Origin of the sequence: Prosthecobacter sp. (assembly GCF_044226605.1) — a bacterium.
GTDB lineage: Bacteria > Verrucomicrobiota > Verrucomicrobiia > Verrucomicrobiales > Verrucomicrobiaceae > Prosthecobacter.
In genome coordinates this window covers 20,035-46,216 of the sequence record NZ_JBGAGS010000017.1, presented here as the reverse complement: position 1 = coordinate 46,216, position 26,182 = coordinate 20,035, and the positions used below count along the sequence as shown (strand labels likewise).

At 60.3% G+C, this 26,182-nt stretch carries 14 protein-coding genes; 3 read left to right on the top strand and 11 right to left on the bottom strand.

The features are described from left to right. Positions 1 to 13: 13 nt before the first annotated feature. From ACILSO_RS22435 to ACILSO_RS22390, 10 genes are all read right to left on the bottom strand, one after another. The gene (locus ACILSO_RS22435) at positions 14 to 2,734 is read right to left on the bottom strand and encodes a carboxypeptidase regulatory-like domain-containing protein (RefSeq protein WP_395739702.1); all 2,721 of its coding nucleotides are present in this window, start codon (positions 2,732 to 2,734) and stop codon (positions 14 to 16) included. Beyond that, on the bottom strand, positions 2,731 to 5,376 hold the full coding sequence (locus tag ACILSO_RS22430; RefSeq protein WP_395739701.1) for a hypothetical protein: 2,646 nt from the start codon (positions 5,374 to 5,376) through the stop codon (positions 2,731 to 2,733). The genes ACILSO_RS22435 and ACILSO_RS22430 overlap by 4 nt, the downstream gene beginning before the upstream one ends. A 188-nt stretch (positions 5,377 to 5,564) precedes the next feature. Then, on the bottom strand, positions 5,565 to 6,956 hold the full coding sequence (locus ACILSO_RS22425) for a DUF1501 domain-containing protein (protein ID WP_395739700.1): 1,392 nt from the start codon (positions 6,954 to 6,956) through the stop codon (positions 5,565 to 5,567). Between the two features lie 4 nt (positions 6,957 to 6,960). Next, entirely contained in the window at positions 6,961 to 9,327 is a 2,367-nt protein-coding gene (locus ACILSO_RS22420) for a PSD1 and planctomycete cytochrome C domain-containing protein (RefSeq protein WP_395739699.1), read from the bottom strand. Positions 9,328 to 9,459: 132 nt separating this feature from the next. Next, complete coding sequence (locus ACILSO_RS22415) at positions 9,460 to 10,014, bottom strand: hypothetical protein (protein WP_395739698.1); 555 nt, start codon at positions 10,012 to 10,014, stop codon at positions 9,460 to 9,462. Between the two features lie 182 nt (positions 10,015 to 10,196). Beyond that, positions 10,197 to 11,345 (bottom strand): hypothetical protein, encoded by a 1,149-nt coding sequence (locus ACILSO_RS22410; RefSeq protein WP_395739697.1) that lies wholly within the window; start codon positions 11,343 to 11,345, stop codon positions 10,197 to 10,199. Positions 11,346 to 11,410: 65 nt separating this feature from the next. Beyond that, a complete protein-coding gene (locus ACILSO_RS22405; protein ID WP_395739696.1) occupies positions 11,411 to 13,162 on the bottom strand; it encodes a sensor histidine kinase in 1,752 nt (583 codons plus the stop codon). Further along, positions 13,159 to 13,797, bottom strand: coding sequence for a hypothetical protein (locus ACILSO_RS22400; RefSeq protein ID WP_395739695.1), 639 nt, complete (start codon positions 13,795 to 13,797; stop codon positions 13,159 to 13,161). The genes ACILSO_RS22405 and ACILSO_RS22400 overlap by 4 nt, the downstream gene beginning before the upstream one ends. 42 nt (positions 13,798 to 13,839) lie before the next feature. Next, a complete protein-coding gene (locus tag ACILSO_RS22395; protein WP_395739694.1) occupies positions 13,840 to 14,517 on the bottom strand; it encodes a response regulator transcription factor in 678 nt (225 codons plus the stop codon). 55 nt (positions 14,518 to 14,572) lie between these two features. Beyond that, positions 14,573 to 15,811, bottom strand: a complete 1,239-nt coding sequence (locus tag ACILSO_RS22390; protein ID WP_395739693.1) for a polysaccharide pyruvyl transferase family protein — start codon at positions 15,809 to 15,811, stop codon at positions 14,573 to 14,575. A gap of 110 nt (positions 15,812 to 15,921) precedes the next feature. On the opposite strand from ACILSO_RS22390, the gene ACILSO_RS22385 reads away from it, so the two are divergent. From ACILSO_RS22385 to ACILSO_RS22375, 3 genes are all read left to right on the top strand, one after another. Next, a complete protein-coding gene (locus ACILSO_RS22385; RefSeq protein ID WP_395739692.1) occupies positions 15,922 to 24,159 on the top strand; it encodes an MG2 domain-containing protein in 8,238 nt (2,745 codons plus the stop codon). 47 nt (positions 24,160 to 24,206) lie between these two features. Further along, the gene (locus ACILSO_RS22380; RefSeq protein WP_395739691.1) at positions 24,207 to 24,665 is read left to right on the top strand and encodes a c-type cytochrome domain-containing protein; all 459 of its coding nucleotides are present in this window, start codon (positions 24,207 to 24,209) and stop codon (positions 24,663 to 24,665) included. 71 nt (positions 24,666 to 24,736) lie between these two features. Next, positions 24,737 to 25,873: a hypothetical protein gene (locus ACILSO_RS22375; RefSeq protein ID WP_395739690.1), complete on the top strand. Its 1,137-nt coding sequence runs from the start codon at positions 24,737 to 24,739 to the stop codon at positions 25,871 to 25,873. Positions 25,874 to 25,916: 43 nt separating this feature from the next. Here ACILSO_RS22375 and ACILSO_RS22370 read toward each other — a convergent pair whose 3' ends face one another. Beyond that, on the bottom strand, positions 25,917 to 26,177 hold the full coding sequence (locus tag ACILSO_RS22370) for a hypothetical protein (RefSeq protein WP_395739689.1): 261 nt from the start codon (positions 26,175 to 26,177) through the stop codon (positions 25,917 to 25,919). Between the last annotated feature and the right edge of the window lie 5 nt (positions 26,178 to 26,182).

Here is a 26,182-nt window from a genome sequence, read left to right as displayed (position 1 = left end):
TCCATCTGGCGCCTTACTGCGGCGCAGTCACCTTTAAAACTTCCAGCTTCTTGCCCACCTTGTGGCGTTGCAGCTCGGGGCCTCCGGCGGACGGACGCATGATCAATGTCTGCCCGACGCGGACAGGGATCATCGTTTCGTCGCCGGCATTCAGCAAACGCAGGAAGATTTCGTTGTCCGCTCCAGGTGAAAGGCCAAAGACGCGCACCGCACCTGTGTGATTGTTGGTGATGACGACTTCGGCAGGATCGCCAGTGTTAGGGGGAGGCTTCACGGCAGTAGCGGAAGGCGGAAGCGGCTTGAGCGGCGGCATGCCGGTGCTATCAGGCGCAGTCGCTGGTGCCGACTGCGCAGGCATGGCGGGAAGTACAGTGAGGGGTGTGCCCGAAGCTGTTGGTGCGTTCGCTGCCGGGGGACGGGCACTGACGAAATCAGGCTCTTTGATCTCAACAGCCCGCGCCGTGTTCGCCGGGCGCGCGGGCTCTTTCGCTGCTCCGCAGTTGAACAGCGCAAGAACCTCCTCCCGGCGCACCTCCAGAGGCAGGTCGCGGTACGTTTTTAGCGAGCGTCCCCGACGAACCAACCCATCCAATTCAGGCGTGCTGTAGGCTGCAGGATCAAAGGGGGCCGTGCGCTGGCGGTCCAGCGTTTCAAACTCCCTGGCAAGCACCTCCCTGCGCCGCACCTTGGTGTCGAGGTCCGTCTGGGCAGCCCCCGCGTCGCGTTTGAACTGGTTCTGCAAATTGAGGACGTTGGCGCCCATCTGCGCATTCTGGTTTTGAATAACCTGCATTTGCTGACGGATCTGCTGGATCTCCTGCTGGTGCTGCTGGATCTCCGCCATGATGACCTGCGTATTGGCACCGGGCTGCATCATGCCGGGACGCATGCCCGGCTGCATGGTGGTGGGAGACTGCGGCATCTGCTGCGCCGCCCCCTGCATTCTCACCTGATCCTGCGCCATGCACGCGGAGACCTGCTGCATCCGTGCATTCAGCGCCTGAAGCTGCACCGCGTTTGCCTGCTGCTGCTGAGTGAACCCGGCCACCTGGATGCGATACTGCTGATCATACTGGGCCACGGTGGCCTGCAGAGCCTGAATATCTGGATCAAGCACCGCCACCTCCTTGCTCAAAAGGGTCTGGCGTTCCGCGATGCGTGCAAGCTCTGCATTGCGCTTTTCCGTGATGCCGGCCAGCAGACTGCTGCGTGCGGCATCCTGAGCCGTTTTGAGTTTGCCATACTCATCGGCGACAAAGTCGCGCGCTTTCAATACTTCGGCCTGCAACTCTCCTTTGAACGCATTCAGCAGTTCGGATTCCATAAGCGAGACGTCTCCTGCACGCACCTGATCCTGCCACGGGCCTTTGAACATGCCGAGACCCACGCCGCAGAGGTAAGCAGCGTCTTTTGCAGCCGGGGTGGAAGGGCGCTTCGGATCATGATTCTGCGCCAGTGATCGGATCTCACGCACGGCCTGAGCCGGCTGGTGCATGCAGAGATTCATCCACAACCGGACCTCACACGCGCGATCCCACGTGGCGTGGTCACTCTTCTTGCCAATCGCCGCGGCGAGGTTCTGCTGAGCACCACTGTAATCGCCCGCACTGAGCTGCGCGAGCGCTTGCGCGTAGTTCACGCAGCAGTCATTGGGCCCCGCTTTCAGCGCTCTCTGGTAGCCGCGATCCGCCGCTGCTTTTGCCTGTGGGGAGGCACCCCAGCCATCGTTCAAAATAACACGGACATACCCATGGAGCAGCTCATTGCATGGCTGGAGTTCAAACACGACGTCTCCATCCTTGTCACATTTTACGGTGAGGTTCCCTGTGAACGGCTCGCATTCAGGAGCATCGATTGCAACCGCGTAACCGCCTTCAGCGAGGTCCTTCACGGTGAATTCGCCCCTGGCATCTGTCGTGAAAGGCTGGTTGATCGGCGTGGGCAGATTTCCTGCAGGCTGAAGCAGAAGTCTTGCGCCTGTCACAGGCAGGCGCGCATCATTCGCCCGGTCTTTGCCGCTGCTGATGCGCTTTACCACGAGCACGGCCAGATCACATTTCTCCCGCTTGGGTGGCACCTTGGAGAGAATGAAATCATGCACATACTCAAGCGTCCCTCCGGGCACCGTGAAGCCGCGTCCGGCATCTTCCGCCGCAAAGCCTGCGACCGTGACCCGATAGGCATAATCTGCGGGGGGCAGATTTTTGATTTCATAATATCCTCCCGGTGAACTGGCCGTCGCGGTGGCCACCACTCGGCCGCCCTTGCTAGCGAGCAGTTCCACTTTGGCTCCGGGCAGAGGTCCTAGATTTTCGCCTTTCTCCGTCTGGCCATAAACACGGCCATGCACGGCGGGCTGCACAATGTTTGACTGCGCCGGGCTGCTGCCGGGCTTTGGCTCTCGCGAGAGGAGAAAGTCATGGACAAACTCACGCGTGTCCTGCGGCATGACAAAGCCACGCTTCTCATCTTCACTACGATAACCAGCCGCCACGACCTTGTAACGATAGGCCCCCACTGCAAGCGTGGCGATCTGGTAGTAGCCATTTTCATTCGTTGTCACCGATGCCATGGAGCCGCCTGTCTCGCCTTTCAGCTCGATCCGGGCATTGGCCACGGGGCCGAGATTTTCACCTTTCTCGTCCTGGCCGTAAACACGGCCGTGTACAGCGCCGTCCGCCGCATGCAGGAGCGGCGCAGCCAGAAGAATGAAAAGAGGCAGGAGCGTTTTCATGGCGTGTTGTCGGGAACGAGACGGACTCCAAGCATTCCCACGGCGTCCGTCGCATCCGTCGTGTTCAGCGCAATCATGTAAGTAAGCGTGACATACATGGTGCCCGTACCCGACTGCGCGGTGTAGGCGGCCAGATTGAACGGCGGCGCTGCAAAGGAATAACTCGCCCCGTTTACCGGATCGAGCGGGTAGCCGGCGAAGTTGTTGGCCGCCAGGCGGTCAAAACGCAACGGCATGTCCATGAGCAGCAGCGGCTGCGTTTTGGCCAGCGGCGCCGCGGGCACAAAGCCGGTCGTCTGCAGCGTGAAGAACGGCTGCGCACCAAATGGCAGCGGCACCACATTGCCCGCAGCATTGCGCCGGATGGGACCGCTGCTAAGCTCCGCACGCGCCAGCACCTGCGCGGTGGTGACAGGCGAAGAACCGCCCACAAAAGCAACATGCGCCACCGCACGCAGTCCATTGGCACCCGCCGGCAGTGGCACCAGCCCCTCAAACCGGACGGTGATCAACTCCGCGCCATTGCCAGTGGGACGCAATGCGGTGCTCCAGGCAGGAAGAGCAACCGGTGGAGGAATGGTTTCATGACTGGCAAACAGCAATCCGAAATGGGTGCCATGCTCGGCATTCAAGCTCCAGGCATTGCGGATCGCCAGAGGATCGGCCAGAGCCATGCCCTGCCACTTCAAAAACGGCGGCGTCACCGCAGGTGTGACCTGAAAACTCGGCGCAGGAGCCTGGCCGATGCCGAACGGCGGAAGAATGCCGCCACGCTTCAAGCCCACGTTTGCCGGTGCCGTGCCGGCTGGAAACAATGGCAGCATGGAACCATTGGCTGCCGTGATTACATTGCCCAACGGACCTATCGCCGTGACTCGCGGCTGCACATAAAGATACAGCGCCTCGGCGGAACCCGGCGTCAGCAGACCCGCAATCGCGGCACGGTTGATCGGCGGCATGACCATGCTCGTGGAGCCGGGAAAACCGCCGAACTTCGTCGCCATGGGAGTGATCAGCACGGGCACGGGTTTGTGCGGAAGCACGGCAAACAAATCGACCCGCCAGGTGGCGATGTTGGAAGCACTTCCACCCACGGTCCAGTTCACCGTCACCACATCCCCATCACACACAATGGGTGTTCCAGGCGCGATGCGCACGCCGCTGATCAACGGGGCAGCAGGCGGCGGCAGAGGCAGAAGCAGCTGCGCCAGTGCGTTCAGCAGCGGAAAGAGGCCCCCGCCCGGTGGCGGCAGACCGCCGGGCAAAATCGTGCGCACGGGTGGCAGCAGCGGTGGCGGTGGCAGAGGAGGAATGGGCGGGACATTCACCAGCGGCGGCGGAGGAGGAGGCTCTGGGGGCACCACAGCGGCCGGCCCTGCAAGCGTCATGCCAGATTTCCACACGGGCACTTCAGCGCCGCTCGGAGTGCTCCGCACCACATCCCCCGATTCATCAAAATAGGCCGGAGGCGTCAGCCAGAGTTCGGCCAGTGTCTTCTGATCATTCGGCTGCTTGTCACTGTTGTAAACCTCCTGCCCGTCCGCCTCGATAACCACGCTCTGGAGCTGAGCCCGGTCGGGAATCTTGTTCATTGGGCGGCCACTGCCAATGATGCCAACGCCCGGAGCGGCCAGTAGTTCTTTCGTCAGCGGATTCGTGGCCAGCTCGAACGCGGCGAGATCAAATAGCTGCGGGTCATTCACATCACGCAGGGGATCGGCTTCAGAAGAGAGCAGAAACTTTCGCCCCCCTGCCACCAGATAAACAGGATTGCGCGAGCCCTGCTGCGGCCCTTTACCCCCCGTGAGGGTTATGCGGAGATTCTCCACCTTTGTTCCTGCAGGTGGCGCTGGCTTGAAGGCTTCATCCGTTTCTTCATACCAGGGAAACGCCCCGACCACTCGCCCGCTCAGCGCACGCACCAGCGCGTACTCGGTTTTTAATTCCGCCTTCTGATCCTGCGTGAGCGCCGCTGCATTCGTCTTTGCCTCATACTCCGGAAGAATTTTCATGAGGCTTTCCCGGCTTGAGGCCAGACGCTCCTGCGCCCGTGCATCCACCTTGCCGTTGGCGGCAAACAGCCTGCCGTTCACTTCGATGCGATAACCCGCGAGCACCCAGTTGGTGCGTCCTTGCGACGCGAATCCGATCCGCTGCAGGTCGCCGCATTTCACATCAGCCAGCAATTGTTGCGAGGTGCGCAGTGCATCCAGTCCCGTCTCAGCGCCTGTGGCGGAGAACTCAAACGTTGCCATCTGCCCGGGCTGGATTGCGCCGGTCGTGTCATCCAGAGATGACTTGTGCGGAAATGCTGCGAAGGATGGCTCGCGCCTCACGCCCCCGAGCGGATAGAGCCGCAGAGGAAACCCTAGACCTAGGTGTACGTCCACGGGTTCGCTCAAAGCCGCGCCATCCGTACCCACGCCCAGCGTGATTTTAATCGATTCAACAGGTTCATCTGGTGGCAGAGCACCCTTTTCAAAGGCCGTGTGCGGCAGTCCATTGTCTTTGACCGGCACCTCCACTTCCTCCCCCGCAGGGAGCCCCGCCGCCGGCTGCGCAGGGACAGACGCAGGTGATGCTGCTTTTGCGAGCAGAGAGGGATCCACCTTGGTCACATAGAGCGCTCCCGCCCCAATCATTCCGCCTAGCAAAAGGCTAACCAAAATGCCGCCCCATCGGGACGGAGGCTTTACAGCAGATGCTGAATCTTCAAGAGAACCGTCTCGCATGGCATTTTCAGAGTTTGAAACAACCAGAACCACACAGACCAGTCTGCATGGAAACCGTTCGATCTTAAGGCTCCGTGCACCGACGGCGCAATCCGAAACTATGCCAAAATTCCTCGCGCCACCTCTCCTCCCACATTCGTAAGGCGGAAGTTTCTGCCCCCATACGCGAAAGTCAGCCGGGTGTGATCCAGGCCGAGCAGATGCAGGATCGTGGCATGCCAGTCATGGATGTGCATGGGATTCACTTCCGCCTGATGTCCCACTTCATCCGTCGCGCCGTAGGTCAGCCCACCTTTCACCCCGCCGCCAGCCATCCAAATGGAGTAGCCTTTATGATTGTGATCACGCCCGTCTCCGCTCTGTGCGTACGGCGTCCGGCCAAACTCACCTGCCCACACCACCAGCGTGTCCTTGAGCATGCCGCGTGACTTCAAGTCGGTCAGCAGCGCTGCAATCGGCTGATCCGTGGCAGCACAATTTGTTGCGAGAAGCTCCCGCAGACGGTTGTGATGATCCCAGTTTCCCGGGGAAGCGATTTCAATGAACCGCACACCAGCTTCCGCCATGCGCCGCGCCAGCAGGCACTGGCGTGCAAACTGATCCTTCCCCTGCCCGATGCCATAAAGTTTCAGCACAGGTTCCGGCTCGCTGCGCAGATCAAGCACGTCAGGAATTTCACTCTGCATGCGAAACGCGAGTTCGAAGGATTCGATCGCGCCTTCCACCTCCGGCTGAAAACCTTCACGCTCCATCTTGCGTTCGTTAAGCCCCCGAATGAGGTCAAGCTGCGCCCGCTGCACGGAATTGGGCGCGGAAGGAACGATGTTTTTCATCGGCGGCCCGGGCGCCACATCCTTCTTCAGCAGCGCCGCATACAGCTCCGGGAGCTGGGAGCCACCGATTCGCGTGCCCTGGCAGATCGCAGGCAGAAACGCGCTGCCGTAGTTCTGCGCGCCGCCGTTGTCGGCCGGTGGATTCAGCGTGATGAAGCCCGGCAGATTCTCATTCTCCGTGCCGAGGCCATAGAGCGTCCACGCACCGATGGATGGACGCACAAACTGGAAGCTGCCGGTGTGCATCTGCCCAAAGGCCTGCGCGTGATTCGGAAGGTCAGTGTGCATGGAGTTGATGATGCACAAATCATCCGCGTGCTGCGCCAGCTTCGGGTAGAGCGTCGTCATCCACTGTCCAGACTTCCCATACTGCTTCAGGGGGTGCACCGGTCCAAACAGCTTCGCGCCCGCCGAATCCCGCCCCAGCGATGCGGTCTGGCCATTGCGTTTGATCAGTTCAGGCTTGTGGTCAAACAAGTCCACATGGGAGGGGCCGCCGCGCATCGTGAGGAAGATCACCCGCTTCGCCCGTGCGGGAAAATGGCCTGCCTGTGCCACAAGACCGCTCCTTCCCTGCGCAAGCGCTGAGAACGCCAGCCAGCCGATGCCGGAGGACAGCGTCGTCAGCAGTTCGCGTCGTGTATGGATCATGTTCATGGTGTTAATCAACAATGCGAAATTCCGCGCTCGCGAGCAGCGACTGGCAAAATGCCGCCAGCAGCTTCGAGTCATCTGCGGAAGCGTTTCCGAAAAACTTTTCCGCGAGCGCGAGCTCCTGCGCGTCCGGCATGCGATTGAAGCAAAGCTGAAACGCCGTCTTCACGCGGTCAGGCGAGGACTGAACCCGTTTTGCCAGCGCCGCCGCCTGCGCCTGCACAAATGGCCCGTTCATGAGATAGAGCGCCTGCAAAGGCACGTTTGTCACGTCCCGATCTCCGGTGACCAAGTTCGGATTCGCCACGTCAAACTGCTCCAGCACATCTGGCAGATGATCGCGGATCACCGGCAGATAAATCGAGCGGCGTCGCGAGCCATCAAGGTCCTGCGGCAGTTTCGAATCAAATCCGATCAACGACACCGACTGCCCGTCCAGCTCCGCCACCAGCGATCCCGGTCTGCGAGATGTATCGAGCGATCCGGAGACCGCGAGCATCGAGTCACGGATGACCTCCGCATCCAGACGCCGTTTGTTGGCATGCGAGAGGAATTGATTGTCGGGATCCTTCTCGCTGTGTCCCGCGCTGCTCTGCCGGTAGGATTTTGACATCACAATCTCCTTGATCAGCTTCTTCACCGACCAACCGCCATCCATGAACTTGAGAGCGAGATGATCGAGCAGTTCGGGGTGGCTGGGCCGGCCGCCGCTAAAACCAAAATTATCCACGCTGCGTACGATCCCCGCGCCAAACAGATGCCGCCACACGCGGTTTGCCATCACCCTTGCGGTGAGCGGATTGTCACGACTGACAACCCAATGCGCGAGTTCAAGACGGCCACTTTTCTGCCTGGGCGCACTTCCCCTGACCTCGATGACACGAGGGAATTTGCGCGGAACGGATTTCACCGGATGCGCGATCTCACCTCGATCGTAGAGCTGCGAATCCGAGATATGGTTCGCGTCACGCACCCCCATGCACAACGGAAGAGAACGCCCGGTGTCGTCAACCGTCTCCAGCGCGCCTTCCACTCCGCCGCGAGTCCAGAGGATGCGGATCGCGTTGGTGAGAATCTTGTGATATTCGCCGCTGATGTCGCGGCCTTCCACCTTGGCCTTGAGCACATATTCCTGCTGCGCTTTTTCATCCGCATTGAGCTGCGCCAATTCCTGCTTGAGCTGTTTGACGCGGGCCTCCGTCACGGATGGCCTCGGTATCACCTGCCCGGGCAAATCTGGCAGGCGGATGAGGTGCCCCTGGTTGTTGTTCTCTGAGTCAATCCAGTTGCCGTAAAACGTCTGCGTGCTTTTGAAAATGCCCGCAAGCCCGTAGTAGTCCTCCATGCTGAAGGGTTCTGTCTTGTGATCATGGCAGCGCGCGCAGGCAACCGAACTGGCCAGCACGGCGCGCGTCACGGTGTCGAGCTGTTCATCGGCCACATCCGCGGCAAACTGCTCCTTGTTCATTTCATTCAGACCTTTCGGCCCTATGGCAAGAAAACCGGTGGCGATCAGCAGACGCGCACGCTCGGCATCATTCTCCGCAGGCAGCTGATCACCGGCAATCTGCTCGGTGATGAAGCGGTCGAAGGGGACATCGGCATTGAACGCATCAATGACATAATCACGGTAGCGCCAGGCATGCGGAAAGGTCAGGTTCGACTCACGCCCATTCGACTCCGCGAAGCGCGCCACATCCAGCCAGTGGCGGCCCCAGCGAACGCCAAATTCTTTGGACGCGAGCAGTTCATCCACCGTCGTCTCCAGCTTCGAAATCGAAAACGCCGACGCCTGTTCCTGCGTCGGCGGCAGGCCGATCAAATCCAAATATAACCGCCGCAGCAGCACCACTGGCTCGGCCTCGGGTGCGGAGGAGAGACCGTTTTCCTTCAGCCTGGCCCGAATGAACCCATCAATTTCACCCGCGATTCGTTGCGGCTTTTGATAGCTCCAAAACTTCCTTCCCGACTCCACATCGACCGGCGGACGCTCCGCTGCTTTCGCCGCCGTCTCCCGCGGATCAGCAGCACCCGCTTTGATCCACGCTTCAAAATCCGCGATGACCGCCTTGGAAAGCGGCGGCTTCTTCGGCGGCATTTCGAGATCAGGATCGGCATGCTTGATCGCCGTCAGCAGCAGGCTTTTTGCGGCATCGCCCGGCACCACTGCCGGACCGGAGTCTCCGCCCGTGCGAATCCCCTGTTTTGTGTCCAGCATCAGCCCGCCCTTTGATTTGCCCGATTCAGCCGAGTGGCATTCGTAGCAATGTTTTGCCAGGGCCGGGCGGATCTTCGATTCAAAAAAAGCCACCGCGTCATCGCCGTGCACTTTTCCGGCGATGAGAAGCACCCATAGCAGTGGAGACGCCTTCATGCGGAAGACTAAACGAAGCGGCCATGCCGTTCATTCCAAATCTCAGCGGCCCGCCAAGCCTCGTTAAGACGCAAAAAAATAAAGCCGCGGAGGCTGTCCAGTCTCCGCGGCTTTAAACCATGACCTGCAGATTTATTTGCCGGTGGCCACCACAGTGCCGTTCAGATCAACAATGGAGACACTGGTGATCGATGATCCAGGCGTGCAATAGATCTGGGAGGTGCCCTTGGCGGAGCCACCTGTCACGCTCATGGAACCGCCGAGAAACGGATAGAAGGTGCCGCCTGCGCCATTGACAATGATGAACAAAGGCGAGCCGTCTGACGTGCTCAGTGAGCTGACCGACACATCCACCGTGATGAGCGAAAGCGTGGGATAGTAGGGGTCAATGCGGTAAGTGCCCCCACAGGTGGGCGTGGATCCATTGTAGCTGCCCGCGGTGAACGTCAGCGTCCCCGTGACCAAGGGCTGAATCGGAGTGCTGGGAACCGGCGGGAGTGTAACCGTGGTGGAGGAACTCTTGCCACCACCGCCGCCGCCGCCACCACCACCGGAGTTTGTCGCGCCCTTGCTGGTGCCGGGAATGGGATCTGTCGCACCATTTTTAGCCTGGGCGAAGGAGGAGAGGAAAAGGCCGCTGAGCGTGAGGCACGCCAGAAGCTTCTGATATGGGAGGATGAGTTTCATATGCTTGTTGGTTTGGTGTTGTGTTGTTGCTGACTGTTCTCATCATCACCGAAGGCGATGAATTACATCCGCATTATCAGGTCCATGCCTCGCAACGTGAAGCACATCACCGTAACGTGGCTGTTACCATCCTGCCAAACTGTTACGTTTCAGCGCTTGCATCCCCCCGCCTCCATCCGGCTTTAAAAACGAATTGTAAGCTGCAGTGCCAGCATGTGGGAATAGGGCCGGAACGAGACGCTCTCATGCTGCAGGCTGTATTGCAGCTTGATCTGAGTATGCGCCGTGGGGCGATAACCCGAGGCGACATCCATGCGCCACATGTCCGGAAACCACGGCGCGCTGCCACCGGTGCCGTCAGACATTCTCGAAAAATGCATCTGGTTCCAGCGCACGGCGCCAAACATCTGCGGCGTGAACTTGTATTTGGCCTCAAGGTAATATCCCAGCGTGTCGGCATTGCCGGCATTGGGCACTTGAAAGCGGGACGCAAAGACCTCGGCCCACAATTGCAGATGATGCCATGCAAAGCTGAGGTCCTGCGCGATCACCTTCTGCAAATAATCACCCGGCCCGGAACCAGGAGGCTGACCGGCAAAGGCGCGCGGCAGAAGATAAGATCCCTCGCTGTAGGACACACCCAGGTTCCAGGCCTGATCCGGTCGAAAACCCACACGCGAACTGATCGTTGGGTGCGCAAAGTTCATCGAACGGAGCTCCCATGACTCAGGGCGTGAGGCGAGGCTGGAGTTCTTGATTTCCGCCGCGTAGTCGAACTTGCCCAATCCTCCGGAAATGGATGCTCCCGTCGCATAAGAGGGCCCCCAGATCACCGGATTGTAGTCGTAGCGGTCATCCGTTGCACCCGACAAAAACTTTTGCGCAGTCGCAGGGATTTCCGCGTCATAGATGGCCGTGAAGTTGTCATACATCATGGGCGCATTGACGAACGGGTTCTCCCAGGATTGATGCCGGCCGACCCAGTTGCCCACAACCGTGGCAAACTTGCCGATTTGAAAATTAAAACGCCCGTCATTCCATGGCGTGAGCCTCAGGGCATATTCGTCCATGCGAAGCTGGGTGGTGTGGTCACGCGGATTAAAACCACGGTCAAAACGCGACTGCACAAAGCCATACCAGTGAGATCCCATCTGCACGTCGGCAAACAGGATGAGGCGTGGATTGAAGAAATCACGACGGGAGGTGAACACGGAGCCCAGGGGCGTGCCGCTGAAGCGATAGGCTTCATAGCTGGCCAGACCGCTGAACTTGCCGTGCAGCTCCCCGCCGGCCGTGCTGAAGGCCAGCGCCTCCTCCACCCGGTCAAGCATGTCCTCAGCCCTCACAGAGTTGATGCAGGCGAAAAGAAACAGGAATGATGCAAGTCGAACCAAATTCATGCGGTTTCCGCCGAGCTGGCGAGTGTGAAAGTTGCTTCAAATTCGGTCCACCCGGGGGCAGAACCCACGAGGCGAAGTTCGCCTCCGTGGAGGCGTGCGAGTTCGCGTGCCAGATCAAGACCCAGCCCGTGTCCTGGTGTGCCCTCATTGGCCGCCGCACGGTGAAAACGTTCGAACACATGCTTTTGCGCGTGCTCCGGAATGCCCGCTCCGTTGTTTCCCACTCGGAGATGCACCCGTGACTTTTCAACGGTGGCGCCAATGCACACCTTCCCTCCGCGCTCATTGTACTTCCACGCATTCTCCAGGAGATTATGCAGGATGATGGCGGTGTAGCGTTTTTCTCCCATGATCTGCAGTCCCTCCGGCACGTTTGTCTCCACCGTAACATCAGCCGCATCTGGCAGCACACTCAGGTCATCTGCGAGGGAGGCAATGAGTTGAGAAAGGTCCACACGGACCAAATCCAGATGCAGCCGGCCTGCGTCCATGCGTGAGAGCAGCAAAAGGTCATGGATCATGCTTGTGAGCCTCGCAGTCTGTCCTATCAGAGCCTCGATCTCTTCTTGCGACCGCCTGGAAAGCCCCGGCTGCTGCAGGAGTTCCTCCAGCCCGGCGCGCAGCACGGCCACTGGCGTCTTCAGCTGGTGAGAGGCATCCGCCGAGAAGCGCACGGAGCGCTGCAGTTCCACGTGGGTCATCTCCAGCGCAGCCTCCGCCTGCTCACGTCCTGCAATGTTCACGGCAGAATCATGCGCCAGCTTTTCCACCGGCACTGAAAGCCGCGCAGAAATGAAATGGCTTGCCACAAGGCCTGTCAGCAGCAGCACCGCGCCTGCCGTCACAATCTGCCAGCGCAGATGGCGCAGGCGTTCAAGTGATGGCGCAAGAGAATAAAGGCTGACCTCAAAAGCTGGAGCGAACATCGAGCCGGGGTTCAAACGCATAAAAAACGCGCGATGCGGCACGCCATGCACATCAAGCTGCAGGCTGCTGAAAGCATCCCCACCCGGTGCAGGCGCCCGGCTCATCTGCCCTGCGAGCGCCGTCATTCCAGGAGCTTCCACCAGCGCCGGAGTCATGCGTCCCTCCACCCAGATCGCCCGTTGAATCCCTGCCTCCTGCATTTTGTCCGCAAAGGGTTTGAAACCCAGGACCAGCGCTGCAATGACCTCATGCGTCTCGGTGGAGATCACCGGCGCGGCGATCACGGCATCCACCGTCTCGGAACCGTCGGGCATTTTGCGCGCCAGATAACCCGTCTGCTGCGTGGCCGGCACCTGCTGGAGCGCCAGACTCCCCTCCTCTTCCTCGTTTAGCGCCCCCACTTCAGCGTCGGGCGGCGGCGCGATCACTTTGCCAGAAGCATCGAGAAATCGGTAGAACGTGGCATGCAGAATGCCCACTTCATCATCCGCATCCATCACATCACGCAGTTCATCTCGTGCGCTCGGGTAGAGAAGGTCCAGTGCATTGTCCTCCAAAGCCGCGTGAATGCGGGGGCGGCGCACAAGTGTTTTGCAACGCTCGGCCAGTGCGGCGTGGCGCAGCTCCTGCAGACGGTGCATGGACGCCAGCTCCTTTTCATAGGCCTGCCGCGACGCCTGCTCCGAATCCGCCACCACTTTTCGCTCCACGACGTACAACACCACCGCCGTAATGCCCGAAGCGATGAGCATCATGCCAAGGAGCAGCCGCGCACGAAATCCCGCGACCCCTTGTTTCTGCGGCTCTGCGGCAGTTCTCACGGGAAATTGACGCGCAGGGTGGAACCGCCGGTTAAAGTCACGGATTTCTCCAGCGTGGTGCGGCTGCTGATCCAGGCTTTGAGCTTGTAGGTGCCGGTGGGGAGGTTTTTGAGCTTGAAGCTGCCGTCTGCCTCACTCACGACAAAATGGGGCGTGTCGAGCACGAGAATGATGCCGCGCATGTGCTCGTGGATGTCGCAGCGGAGGGTGATGAGCCCCGGCTTGTCCAGAACCTGCGAAGGCACGGGCTTTTCATCCGAACGATAGCGCCCAAGGTCAAAACGCTTCGCAGGTGAGAATGAGAAGACATTGTGGTAGGTGTCGTCGAGGTTCGGAAACTCCACTTTTGTGCCTGTTTGCACAGGCATTAAAGTGGGTGAGAACATGAAGTCCTTCTGTATGATCTGCTTGACCACAGGTGTGGCCGGTTTTGCAAACGCCCCCTCCAGATATACCACGGCAAGTGGTGGGTTGGTGGACATGACTCCGCCTTTCGTCACCACTTCATAGCGCTTGTTCATCACCGGAGTGGAGCGTGTCTGCGGCAGCGCCACCTTGCCTTCCACGATGTTCTGCGCCACCAGACCGCCAGGAAACAGAAATAAAAGAAGCAGGCGCAGAATGGCAGGATGCATGTGAAGTCAGGTTTGAAAGTCAGGCGGGCGAAAAGCAGCTGCTCAGCCATGGGCTTTGATCATGTAGCCGGCGGCGCGGACGGTTTGAATGAGAGGATGATCAAATCCGGCATCCACTTTTTTTCGAAGTCTCACAATGAATATCTCCACCGTGCGTGTGTCATATCCGTGGTCGCGCTGCCACACCCGGTCGCTGAGCTCAATGCGCGAGAATACACGCCCAGGCTCCTCCATCAGCACTTGCAGCAGTTCGAATTCGCGCGGAGACAGCGGTATTTCCTGCCCCTCTCGCATGACTCGTCTGCGGTGGACGTCCAGGTGCAAACTTCCCACCTTCAGCACATCGCTGGCTTGTGGTGTGGCTGCGCGGCGTCCCAATGCTTCCACGCGGGCCACCAGTTCGTCCATGGAAAAAGGCTTGCCCAGATAATCATCCGCCCCGGCCTTCAATCCTTTGATGCGATATTCCACCTCGCCACGGGCGGTTAGTATCAGGACACGAGCCGGGCAATGCTTTTGCCGGAGCTGATCCAGTAGATTGAAACCATCCAGACCCGGCAGATTCAGGTCCAGCACGATGAGTTCGGGCGGATCCGTCAAAGCCGACTGCAAACCTTCCGCGCCATCATGCAGCGCGCTGGCAGTGTGTCCGTTCCTCGTGAGAGCGGAGCAGATATGTCGGGCAAGTTGACGTTCATCTTCAATCACCAAAATGCGCATGAATAATAAAGGTTGGAACTAAGCGCGTTGGCTTATTTAGCTCACGACCCATTCATTACCAGACTTTTTTCACCACGGCCATGCTGGCGGCAAACTTGTTCATCACAAGCTCCCGCGCCTTTTCAGCCTTTGCTTTGGAACCCGCACGATCTTTGGCCATCGCCACCACGGTGGCGGCGACTTTTTGCAGCTCCTCCTCCTTGTCGAGATCAAAGAGCCAGTCGCCGAGCCCGATGTCCCGCCACATGTAGCCCTTGCTCGTCTGCTCGGCCCAGCGGCAGACGATGGCGGGGATGCCATTGCCGATGCACATGATGGGACTGTGCATCTCATGGCCAAACAGTCCTGCGCTGCGACGGTAGGTGCTCAGGGCCTCATTGGTCAGCCAGTAGTTTTCACGCCAGACCACGCGCGCCTTCACATCATCCGGCAGTTTGTCATAGAGCATGTCTTTGCCCACCTGCATCTGCGTCTTGTCCTCCGGGCAGAGCAGGATTTTGAGATCCGTATTTTTGATCACGCTCACGATGGCATCCAGCAGAGGCTTGCCGTCATGGTCCATCATGGACTTGTTGCGCGAGTCTTTTTTCTCATCGATGGCCGCATGCTTTTCAGGCAGGATCCAGTAGGGTGTGTTGCGCAGGCGCGGGATGCAGCAGAGGAATTTGCCATGCTCCAGTCCGTGCTTTTTGAGAAATGCCTCCGCCTTCTCATCATCCTGCAAATCGACCGCAAAAGCACCATCGGGTCCAAACTCCATCAGCGGGCAGGTGCAGCCCATCTTCTTCGCGAGTTCCAATGACACGGAGTCACGGAAATAGACAAACCTGGCTGCACTGAGCACATCGATGGTTTTCACCGGCGGCTGCGTTTTGCTCTTTGAGTTTTGCTGGCCCGAAAAGGTGATGCCATACACGCCGTAGGGCTTCCCGGTGGCCTGGCTCCACTTCACCACATCTGCCTGCGCCACAAGCGAGGGCCCGGAGCCGTGCAGCAGGAAGTCGCATTCCTCGAAGGCCGTTTTCACCTCCTCGCCGCGGATGACTTTCACCTTGGGAAAACGTGCCGCCAGCATCTCTCCGACGCCGTTGTCCAGATTGCTCGGCCACAGCCGCACTTCGACCTCGGGCAGGTGCTTTTCCAGCAGTGCAAGCACGCCCGGCGTGTGGGCGATGTCACCGATGTTCACCGTCTGCCACGAGGAGCGCAGGATGAGACGCTTCGGCTTTTCCGCCGCAACAGCGTTGATGATAGGCAGGGCTGCGGCAGTGCGGACGAAATGGCGGCGGTTCATGAGCGGGGGTTTGTCTGTAAACGGAACGTAAATTGACTGCCACAGCTTCATCCATCTTGCCACCGTCGATTTGAAGGGTGCATAATGCGAAAATCTTAACGGAGACCACCATGCGCCGTATCATCCTGTTCCTCACTCTTGTCCACCTTCTCGCAGCCTCTCCCGTCGAAGATGCGGAGGTGCTCCTGCAACGCCAGCGCTACGCCGATGCCGCCAACGCCCTGACCGATGCAGTCGTCACCGCCGCTGCTGACGCGGGTTATGCGCATTACCTGCGGGCCGTCGCACGCTCGGAGTCCAAGCAGCAGGCGGCAGCCATCGCTGACTGCGACGCCATCCCAGCGGGCCATCCCTGGCAGCGCAAGGCTTTGTTCCTGAAAGCGCAGTGCCTTGCCGAGTTAAAACGTCACCAGGAGGCGGAGGCCATCTACAGCGTGGAGGCGGCGCGTCTGTTTGCCACCCAGCGAAAGGAGAAACTGGCGGAGTCACTCGTCACGCTGGCGCAGGAGATCATCAAACCAGCCGTGCCAGGGCAGAGCGTGAGCATCGATGCGCAGGCTCGCGCGCTCGCGCTGTATCGCAAGGCACTGGAACTCGAGACCGGCTCCAAAATGCGCGAAAACCTTCTGTTCCAGACCGCCGCAAGCGTGCGTGACATGAAACAGCTCACCGAGCTGGCACAGGCCTGCGATGCTTATTTGCGGGAGTTTGATCCTGCGTGGAAAGGCCTCGCCGGCAGCGCACCGCCCGCTACGGCAGCCAAGGAAACCGGCGCAAGACGCTGGGAAGTGCGGCAGATGCTCATCGAAGGCATGCTGCACGCAGGTGCCGGCGCGGACGCCGTCCGCTATGCCGAGGATGTGCTGACGCTGTGGAAAATCAAAGCACCCGCAGCTGGCGTAAAACCGGACGTCGGCGACATCGAGTGGCTGCTGTGCCGCAGTCATGGACCTCTCGCCGTGGCGGTTTTCCCTGCCGTGCCGCTGCAGGGCAGTCCGGTCATGCAGCAAAGCGAGCGATACAGCTCCGTGCCTGCTGCTGATCCCACAAAGCATGTCTCCAATCTGCGTGCATTTTTGAAGGCGCATCCATCCCACGCACGTTCGGCAGAGGCCGCGTTTACACTGATCCAGGCACTGACCTCGCTCAACAAAAGTGAGGAAGCCATGGAGGCCTGCAAGGCCCTGTATGACCGAGCCGACTGGCCGCCGCCTGCTCCCGATGAAAGGGACAAGCGTACACCAGGCGAGCGGCTGGAAGCCTGGAGGCAGAGGGCCTTTTTCGAAATCGGCACGCTGCGGTTTGCGGCACGGCAACATCCCCAGGCCATCGAGCAATGGCGTGCCTACATTGCCAGACACCCGGACGGCAGCCTGTGGCAGCAGGCGCAGGCGCGCATCATGGAGGCGGAGTTTCAGCTCTGCCTCAATGCCGTGGCAGCCGGCGATCGAGCTGAAGCCACCCGGCTCTTCGACGCCTTCATCGCCGCGCATCCGCTGGACGCACGCTGCGCCCAGCTTCTCTTTCTGAACGGCCAGTGGCATTTCACCGCCGCACAGGATCTGGCCAGGAAGGAGGCCGGCAAACCACGCTCTCCCGAGCTCACCGCGCTGTTTGAAAACGCCATCGCGGAGTGGGCGCGCCTCATCATCAAGCACCCGCAGAGCGAGGAGGCATCCCTGGCGCTATACCGCACCGGCATCATCCAGGCCGAGCATCTTGACCGCCATGAGGATGCGCTGAACACCTTCCAAAGGCTCACCTGGGGCGGCTGGAAACAGCTGGCCGCAGAACGGGCGGCGATGATGCCGCAGCGCTCCCTGGCGCTGCGCACACCACGCACCTTCCGCACCAACGAAACCGCCCAGGTGCGCGTCAATGTGCGCAACATCGAGAAGCTCAAGATCTCCCGCTACACGCTCAACCTCGAAGACTTCTTCCGCAGCCGCCACCGCCTGGACGGCGAGTCAGGCATCGGCTCGCTCGACATTGATTTGATCCAGCCGGACAAGACCTGGGAGGTAAGCGTCGGAGGCTACACGCGGCTTAAACCGATTGAGCAGGCCATCGATGTCCCCTTTGAGGGAGCCAGGCCCGGCGTGTGCCTCGTTCGTGTGGAGGGCGAGGACTGGCAGGCCAGCACCATCGTGATCCGCAGCGACATCGATCTCATCGTGCAGTCCGCCTGGACGGAGGCGCTGGTGTTTGTGCAGGACCGCATCAAGGACGCCGTGGTGGCGGATGCCGAGGTGCTGCTGAGCAATGGCAAGGAAATCATCGGCCAGGGTCGCACCGGCAAGGACGGCGTCTTCCGCCTGCGTGGCGAAATGATCCGCGCCTCCGCGGATCTCTGCGCCTACGTGCGCACCGGTTCCGGCGAAGCCATCCAGCAGATCGATCTGCGCGGCATGACGCAGGAGATCACCGGCGGCGATACCGACCGCAGCAGTGTGGCGCTCTCACGGCGCGGCTTCATCTACACGGACAAACCCGTTTATCGTGCTGGCGATTCCGTGCACTTCCGCGGCATAATCCGGGATGTGCAGGACGGCGCCTACAGCGTTCCAGTGGGCCGTGAATATGATATCAGCATCACCGATTTCGAGGGCCGCGTCCTGCGCCGCATGCGGTCAAAACTGAGCGACTTCGGCACCTTCACCCACAGCGTTCCCCTGCCCTCAGCCACTCCTGCGGGCTCTTTCTTCATCAAGGTAACATCCGTGCAGGGAGATGAAAAATATCAAGCATCGTTCGATGTCAGAGAGTTTGAGATCGCCGAAATCACTGCGGTGATCGAAACCAAGCCGGATGCCGTTTTCCGCGGCGACCGCATTGAAGGAACGCTGCGGGTCAACTATTCCTGGGGTGCGCCGTTGGTGGATGAACCTGTGCGCGTACACCTGCCCGATGGACGTGTCCTGGAAGGCAAAACAGATGCCACTGGCGGTTTTGCTTTCACGCAGGAGACCACGGCATTCCAGCAGGGCGAGTTTGTGGTCATATCCGCCGACCTCCCAGTGCGGCGGCGCCGTGCCCACCATTCCGTCAGCCTGCTCCAGTCGGGTGTTCGGCTCGAGTGGGACCGCATGCCAGATCCGGCACTGACCGGAGAGCCTGCGCCTGTGCGGATCAAAGCGCTCGACCATCGCGGCAAGCCCACGGCGGCGACGGTGAAAATCACGCTCTCGCGCCTCGACAATCAGCCGGCCAATCCGGTGCTCTCTGCGCTGCCCGGGCTTGTGTATCTTCCACAAGCCAGTGCACCGACGCGCATTGCTGAGTTTACCGTTAAGACAGACGCCACCACGGGCCTCGGCAGCTCCACGGTGGTGCTGCAGTCGGCTGTGCCGCACAAGCTTGTGGCCCAGACCACCGATGCGCGTGGGAACGTCGTGGAGCGGGCCTGCGGCCTGCAAGTTTCCGGCCCTGATGACACAACGAAGCTGCGCCTGTTCAGCGACCAAGATGAAGTCAATGAAGGCAGCACGCTCAAAGTGGATGCGCACAGCCGCATCAGTGCTCCTCTCGTTCTCCTTACCCTCGCAGGTGAGGACATGATCGAGCACCGCATCATCAAGCTGGGCGTCGGACACAACGAACTGCCCTTCCCTGTTGCCGCGGCGCACTGGCCGCAGTTTGAAGTCGGCATTGCCTGTCTGGATGGAGACAAGCTGCGCAAAGCACGGCGCGGCTTCGTGGTGAAACGTCCGCTGAAAATCGAAATTCAAACGCCGGTCCAGCCTGTGAAGCCCGGCGAGGCTGCCGAGATCACCCTCACCACCACCGATGCCAATGGCAGTCCCGTTGCCGCGGAGCTCAGCCTCTCCCTCGCCAGCGCCTCTCTCTTTGCCCAGTATCCCGACAACACGGAACCCTTGGATGACTACTTCCATGGCAGTCTTCGCCGCCACAACAGCCTGCGCACCGGCAGCACCGCAGCCTTTCAGCATCGGGCTGCCTCCCGGCTTCTGACCAAGGATGAGTCCGGCAATGTGATCGGCGTCGCGGAGGAGGTGGAGTCCCACCTCGACATGCTGCGTCATATGGAGCAGCGCGAACGCAACGTCTGGTATCAGCGCGTAGCGGAAGGCGAACAGAGGGCACGTGCAATGATGAACAACGGCACTGACAACCTCGCCGAATTCAATGTGCAGCAGACAGGACAAACGGTCACCCTGGGAGGTGCGGCTGTTCAATCGGGATCCAACGGACTGAATTGGTCCAGCGGCGGAGCCTTGACCCTGAATGGAGCGCCCGACAATTTGCTGCCACCAACAGCCGCCTTCCCTGGCGGAAGCGTTACCGCCCCCTTTCCGTATGGCGGAGGCCAGATCACTTCAGGCCTTCGCTCCGGAACTTATGCCATCGCCAACAATTCCATCGACGGGCTCCTCCTGACTGGCGACAGCGGCATCACTGCTGGCATGCGTCTCGGAGGGAACACGCTGCCAGCCGGCGCCCGCCGCATGCATCTCGGTGGTGTAGCAGCCCTCGCCGGTGCTCCCGTCCTCGGCGCACTCTTCCAGGAAGCGGGAGAACAACCGTTCGCGGCAGATGCGCAGTGGCACTGCCCATTGGTCACAGATGCATCCGGCAAGGTGAAGGTGAAAGTGACCGCGCCGGAGATCGCGGGGGCATGGCGTTTGTCCAGCCGCGGCTGCACCGTCAAGACCGAGGTCGGAGAGGCGGAAGAGGATTTGGTCACCAAGGCGGATTTTTTCGCGAAGCTGGAAACGCCATCGGTGCTCCGGGTGGGAGATTCTTTCCAGCCAGCTGTCACGCTTTTCGGCTCTCCAGCCAATCTGCCAGACACAGCGGTGAAGCTGACTTTTAGCAGCACACTCGGGGCTTATGTGAAAACTCTCGATCCGCAGACGCGCGACATCCAGGTGACCAAAGACGGTCAGAAAACCGTGCGGTTTGACTCCGTGGTGACACCCATGATGCGGCAAACTGCCTGGTTTGATGCTGAGGCGAAGCACGACGGAAAGTCTGCCGCTGACACCCGGAACAATGTGCAGGTCCTGCCAGCTGAAAAAGCCGGCGCCACCACCGAGGTGAGGGTGCTGTCTGCCTCTGGCGACCAAGCCATCCCGGCGGCCAAAGGACAGTTCATGGCGGCATGGGTGGTGGATTCTCCAAGACGGCTGCTGCAGAACCTGGGGCTGACGTCGGGGGCAGATGCCGGGCGAACACCGCAGACAGCTGCCAGCCGTCTGCTGGCACAGGTGTCCGTGTTTGAAACCGTGGAGAAGGAGCCGTCAAAAAAAGGCGCCCGGAGCATGATCGAGAAAACCATCTCCGAACTGCAGATCACGCAGCATAGCGGCGGATGGCCCTGGCAAGAGGTGAGGTGGCAGCATGACAGCCTCGTCACCAGCCTGGGCCTGTGGGCTCTGGTGGAGGCGCGAGCGCTGGGAAATGAGGTGGACGAGACCACTCTCAAGTCTGCCACCGCCTATTTGAAAAAGGCCCTGGCCATCATTCCTCCAGACGAGCCGGACAAGGCGGCCGTCATCCTCCATGCCCTGGCCTGCGTGAACGAAGCCGACTTCTCCGTGGCCAACCGCATGTACCGGGATCGCGCCAAGATGAATGATCCCGCACTAGGCTGGCTGGCCGCCGCTTTCCAGCGCATGGGCCGCATGGACGAGGCTGGCGAGCTGCTCAGAATTCTCGAATCCCGCCCCGCATGGACGGGCAGCAAAACAACCTCACGCCTCAGCAATGCGGACGACACCACTGCCATCATCCTTTATGCCGCTGCGCGGACCGCACCCGGCTCCGCTTTGGCAAAGAAAGCCGGGGACATGCTGCTGCATCGCCTTGGTTCGGCGAACGATTCCGCGCTGAAAGGTTTGTGGGCTGCTGCCATGGCCAGGCATTTCATCAGCACCCGCCAGCATGAAGCGCCGGAGGCTGAAGGCCTCAAGCTCCAGGTGGACGGCGTGAAGGATGACTGGACCCTGCCGGCATCGCTTCCTGTGCCAAAGGCCGGCGCGGATGGAAAAATCCATATCAGTGTGACGTACGACAATCCCGCCGCCAGGCCTTTCCTGTTTGTTTCATTCATTCATGAAGACGTGGTCGATCCCAAAGCTCCCTCCGTGGCCACCTTGCCCACAATAGCGCAGCGTCGGTGGTTGCACGAGGGGCTGACTCACCACGACATGCCGATCGAGAACAAGAGCACCTCTCCCGTCACAGTGGCAGCGCATGGTCAGCGCCTGCGTGTGCGGCTGGACCTGAAGGCCCCAAAGAAGCCGCAGGCCGGGTACGTCATCATCGACGAGCCGCTGCCCGCAGGCTGCCTGTTTGTGCCCTCTTCGCTCAGCGCCGAGGCTGTCCGCGTGGAGCAGCTGCCGGGCATGCTGCGCCTGTGGTTCATACCGGATACGTTCAAGGCTGACACCACCATCACGTACGATCTGATGGCGCTTCACCCTGGCACCTATCACATCCCCCATACCCGTGTGTGCGATGCCTGCCGCCATGACCTCTTCAATGCCGGGCCCGATGGGAAACTGACGATTCTCGCCCCGGGCCAGCCCTCCACCGATCCGTATGTGATGAACGGCTTTGAGCGGCTGGAACTCGCACAGCTGCTGTTCAATGAAAACGCGCTCGAAGAAGCCCGCACCCACCTCGAACTTCTGCGCAACGACACCGAGGCCATGAAATACCACGAACGAGACATCGCGCGCATGCTGCTGTGGATTCACACCTCACGTGAAGGCATGGACGCAAAGCAGGTCGTGGAGCTTTTCGAAGCCTTGAGCGAGCGGCATCCCGACATCGTCATCCCCTTTGACAAGATTCTGAAAGTCGCTGCCGCCTACCGCCAGATCGGTGAATTTGAGCGCGCATGGCTGGTCTATCGCGCCACGATGGAAAGCAGCTTTGTGAGTGATGCGGGAGTCAGCGCCGCCATGGAAACAGCGGGAGATTTTCCCGGCAGCGCAGAGCATCAGATCCAGCTGTGGATGGAATACCCCGATGGCGCAGACAGCCTGCTGGCCTTCTTCAGCCTGGGCCAGCGCTTTCAGGAGCTGGCCGCCGATCCGTCATCCGTCCTCCTGCGTCCTGGCGCCGCGAAATGGACGAAGACGCAGCTGCTGGAGCGCAGCCGCGATCTCCTGCGGCGGGTGCTGACCCTCCATTCGAAGAACGACCTGGCGGATGATGCGGCATTCAGCCTCGCGAATGTCTTCTTTGACCTCAAAGACTATGCCAGCGTGGTGCAAACGGCGGGAAATGCTGCGACGACTTTCACCAAGAGCTCCTTCCTGAACAACTTCCACTACATGACGGCGCTGGGGCGCTTCTGGCAGTATCAGTTTCCCGAAGCACTCGCCGCCGCTGCACCCGTAGCCGCCGGGAGCAGCGATGATGCGCCCAATGCGCGCTACATCACCGCGCAAATCCATCATGCGCAGGGCAAGTTTGCCGACGCGGTGCGCTGGTATGAAAAGGTGAAGGACGAGTTTGAAGATGCGCGCGAGTCCATCACCATGCTGCAGGAGAAGGCCGTCAAGCTGCCCTTTGCCACCCGTGTGAAGCCCGGCCAGCCGGTGAAGCTTGAACTGGAGCACCGCAATGTGAAGGAGGCCGCGCTGCTCATCTACCGCGTGGATTTGATGAAGCTGCAGGAGCGGCAGAAAGACCTGAGCAGCGTCGGCAGTGTGAACCTTTCTGGCATCACCCCGCAGGCGGAGATGAAGGTGCCCTTGGGAGACGGCATGGATTACACGTGGAGCAGGCGCAGCATCGAACTGCCGCTGAAGGACGAGGGCGCCTACCTCGTCATCTGCCGCGGCGACTCACAAATGACCAGCGGCCTGGTGCTGCTCACCACGCTGGAAACGGAGGCGCATGAGGACGCTGAAAACGGGGGCATGCGTGTGCAGGTGCGCGACACCGTGCGCGGCACCTACGTGGCGGACGCCGACATCGCCGCTTACGACACCAGCGGCATTGCACAGCCGCAGAAAGGCCGTACTGATCCGCGCGGCTCCTTCAGTGCCGCAGGCATCCATGGGCAGGCGGTCGTCGTGGTGAAGCTCGGAGACTCCCGCTATGCCGTCCATCGCAGCAGCGGCAATCTCATGCCTGTGCAAGCGTCCGGGCAGAGTCCGCAGCCTTCAGCACCGGCACCGCCCACCGTTTCAGGCATGGCCAACCGGGAGATGGCCCGGCGGATGGCCCCCAAGCCCGAGGGCAAGGACGCCTACCTTCTCAATGTTCGCGGCAAACTGGACCTGAATAATTCAGACAACCGCGCCGCATGGTCCGAGAAGCTCAAAAACGAAGGCAAGGGCGTCAAGGCGGAGAAGGCCTTCAAAAAATGAGCACTTCTTCCCGTTGCATGCATGCCATCCCGAGTTCTGTTTCCACCATGCACCGCTACTGGCACTCTTTTTTCTGCGCTTTGGTTCTGGCCTCCTGCGCCACACCGCCCGAATCGGAAACCAAGCCCATGGGAGAAAACGTCCTCAGCCCGGCAGCCATTCACGCTGCCAGATCCGGGCCGGTCGATTTCTCCGCCCATGTGAAGCCGGTGCTGGAGGCCAAATGCGTAATGTGCCACAACCGCAAGGCCCTGCCCGGCCACATCAGCCTGGAAAACCGCCGGGAGGCCCTGCGCACCAAAGCCCTCGGGACTGTCATCGCACCCGGCCATCCGGAGACGAGCCTGCTGTTGGCCAATGTGAAGACGGTGCATCAAAAAGTCAGCGTCATGCCGGCAGTGGGCGAGCGTCTGACAAAGGATGAATACGTGATCCTCGCGAAATGGGTGAAGGAAGGTGCGCACTGGCCGGAGGGAAAAGCAGGCCAGCTGAAGATCATTCGTTGAATCAGATTTTCCAATCTCCAGCATTCGCAATTCATCTTGGCCGCCAGTTCGGGGCGTGCTCTACTGAGCGCATGGCAGACCCACGCGCCCTCATTTCCAACCCCGCCGACCTCCAGCCTTCCACCGCCTGGAATGAGACGGTCTGGGCCTATACGAGCGAGGAGGAGCTCATTGATCACACCACGAAGGCCCGGCTTTGCGTGGCCACGCTGCTGCCGTTTAAAGACAGGAAGCCCGACTGGGATGGCTTCACCAAAAGCGTACGCTGGATGCAGCAGTGCGGTGAGCACTACGGCGTGGAGATGGTCTTCGTGCTGAATGCAGACACCGGCTATATCTTCGACCTCAGCAATGACTTGTACGCCGAGGTGCTGAACCGCTTCCGGGCAGAGTTTCCAAAGCAAAAATTCATCGCGGGAGTTACTGCACGCGGTGCTGAAAACGACACCGCCTTCAAAGCCGAGCGCTACTGGCCCCTGCTGGACATCGCGCAGGAGCATGACAACTGCGAGATGATGATCATGACCAGCAAGCTGCTCAACACGCTGGAAAACGAGCCTCGCCGAGATGCTTACTTCCAGATCGCCGAGCACCTCATACGCCCCGGAATCGCGCATGCGCTGGAGCCTTCCTTTGTGCCTTGGGCCACGCCGTTTGATCCGTGGTTGTTCCACGAGATCGCGCTGCATCCGGCTTATGTGGGAGGCAAGGTCAGCACGCTGGACGAACCGCATTTCCACTACTGGGCCGCCATGTGCAAAGGGCTGAACCTGCCATTCTCCCCGCACAGTGGCGACGACTACGGCATCGCCACCGCCATCAAGCTCGGCCTGCCGCTGCTCATCGGTGCCGGCGTCAGCGCCTGCCCGCTCATCTGCGCCGCACGTGACATGTGGCTGCTGGACAGCGTGGCCGACAAAAAATTCAAGACCGGCACTGGCCGCTTCGACACACGTGTGTACAAGCTCTTCGAGGCCTTCCAATCCTTCGAGGACCTCGTCTTCCGCCTGGATGACCGCATGAGCGCATCCCCCTACAAGCACAGCACCGCCCATGTGCTGCATCAGCTTGGCCTCATCGAATCCGCTGAAGCCCACCCCGACTGCAAAGACCTGCGCGGCACGGATGAAGCGCAGCGCATGGCCGAAGCGATGCGGAGGCCCAGGCGCATTGCGCAGAAGCTGGGCGTGCCGTTGTTTGGAGTTTGATCACGGCTCGCCGGACCAAGGCAAGCTTACGCGCCAGCATCCCTCACCTCCTTCTGGCCAGCCTTTCCCACCAATCAATGTAGCTTTCAATGGGTTGCTTCATAGGAGTATGCTCATGCAACCAAAGAATCGGAGCATAGACCGCAGAGGCCGCGTCCTCGACTCCTTGTCCGGCGCGGAATTTACTCATAAGGTAGGCTGCGGGGCCGATGCTAAGCACATAGAGGAGCGGCAGCGCCACCACGAGAGCCAAAATGGCCGACGAACTGGAACTCGGGCGGGAGTTGTCTGGTTCGTCGTTCATGGCTA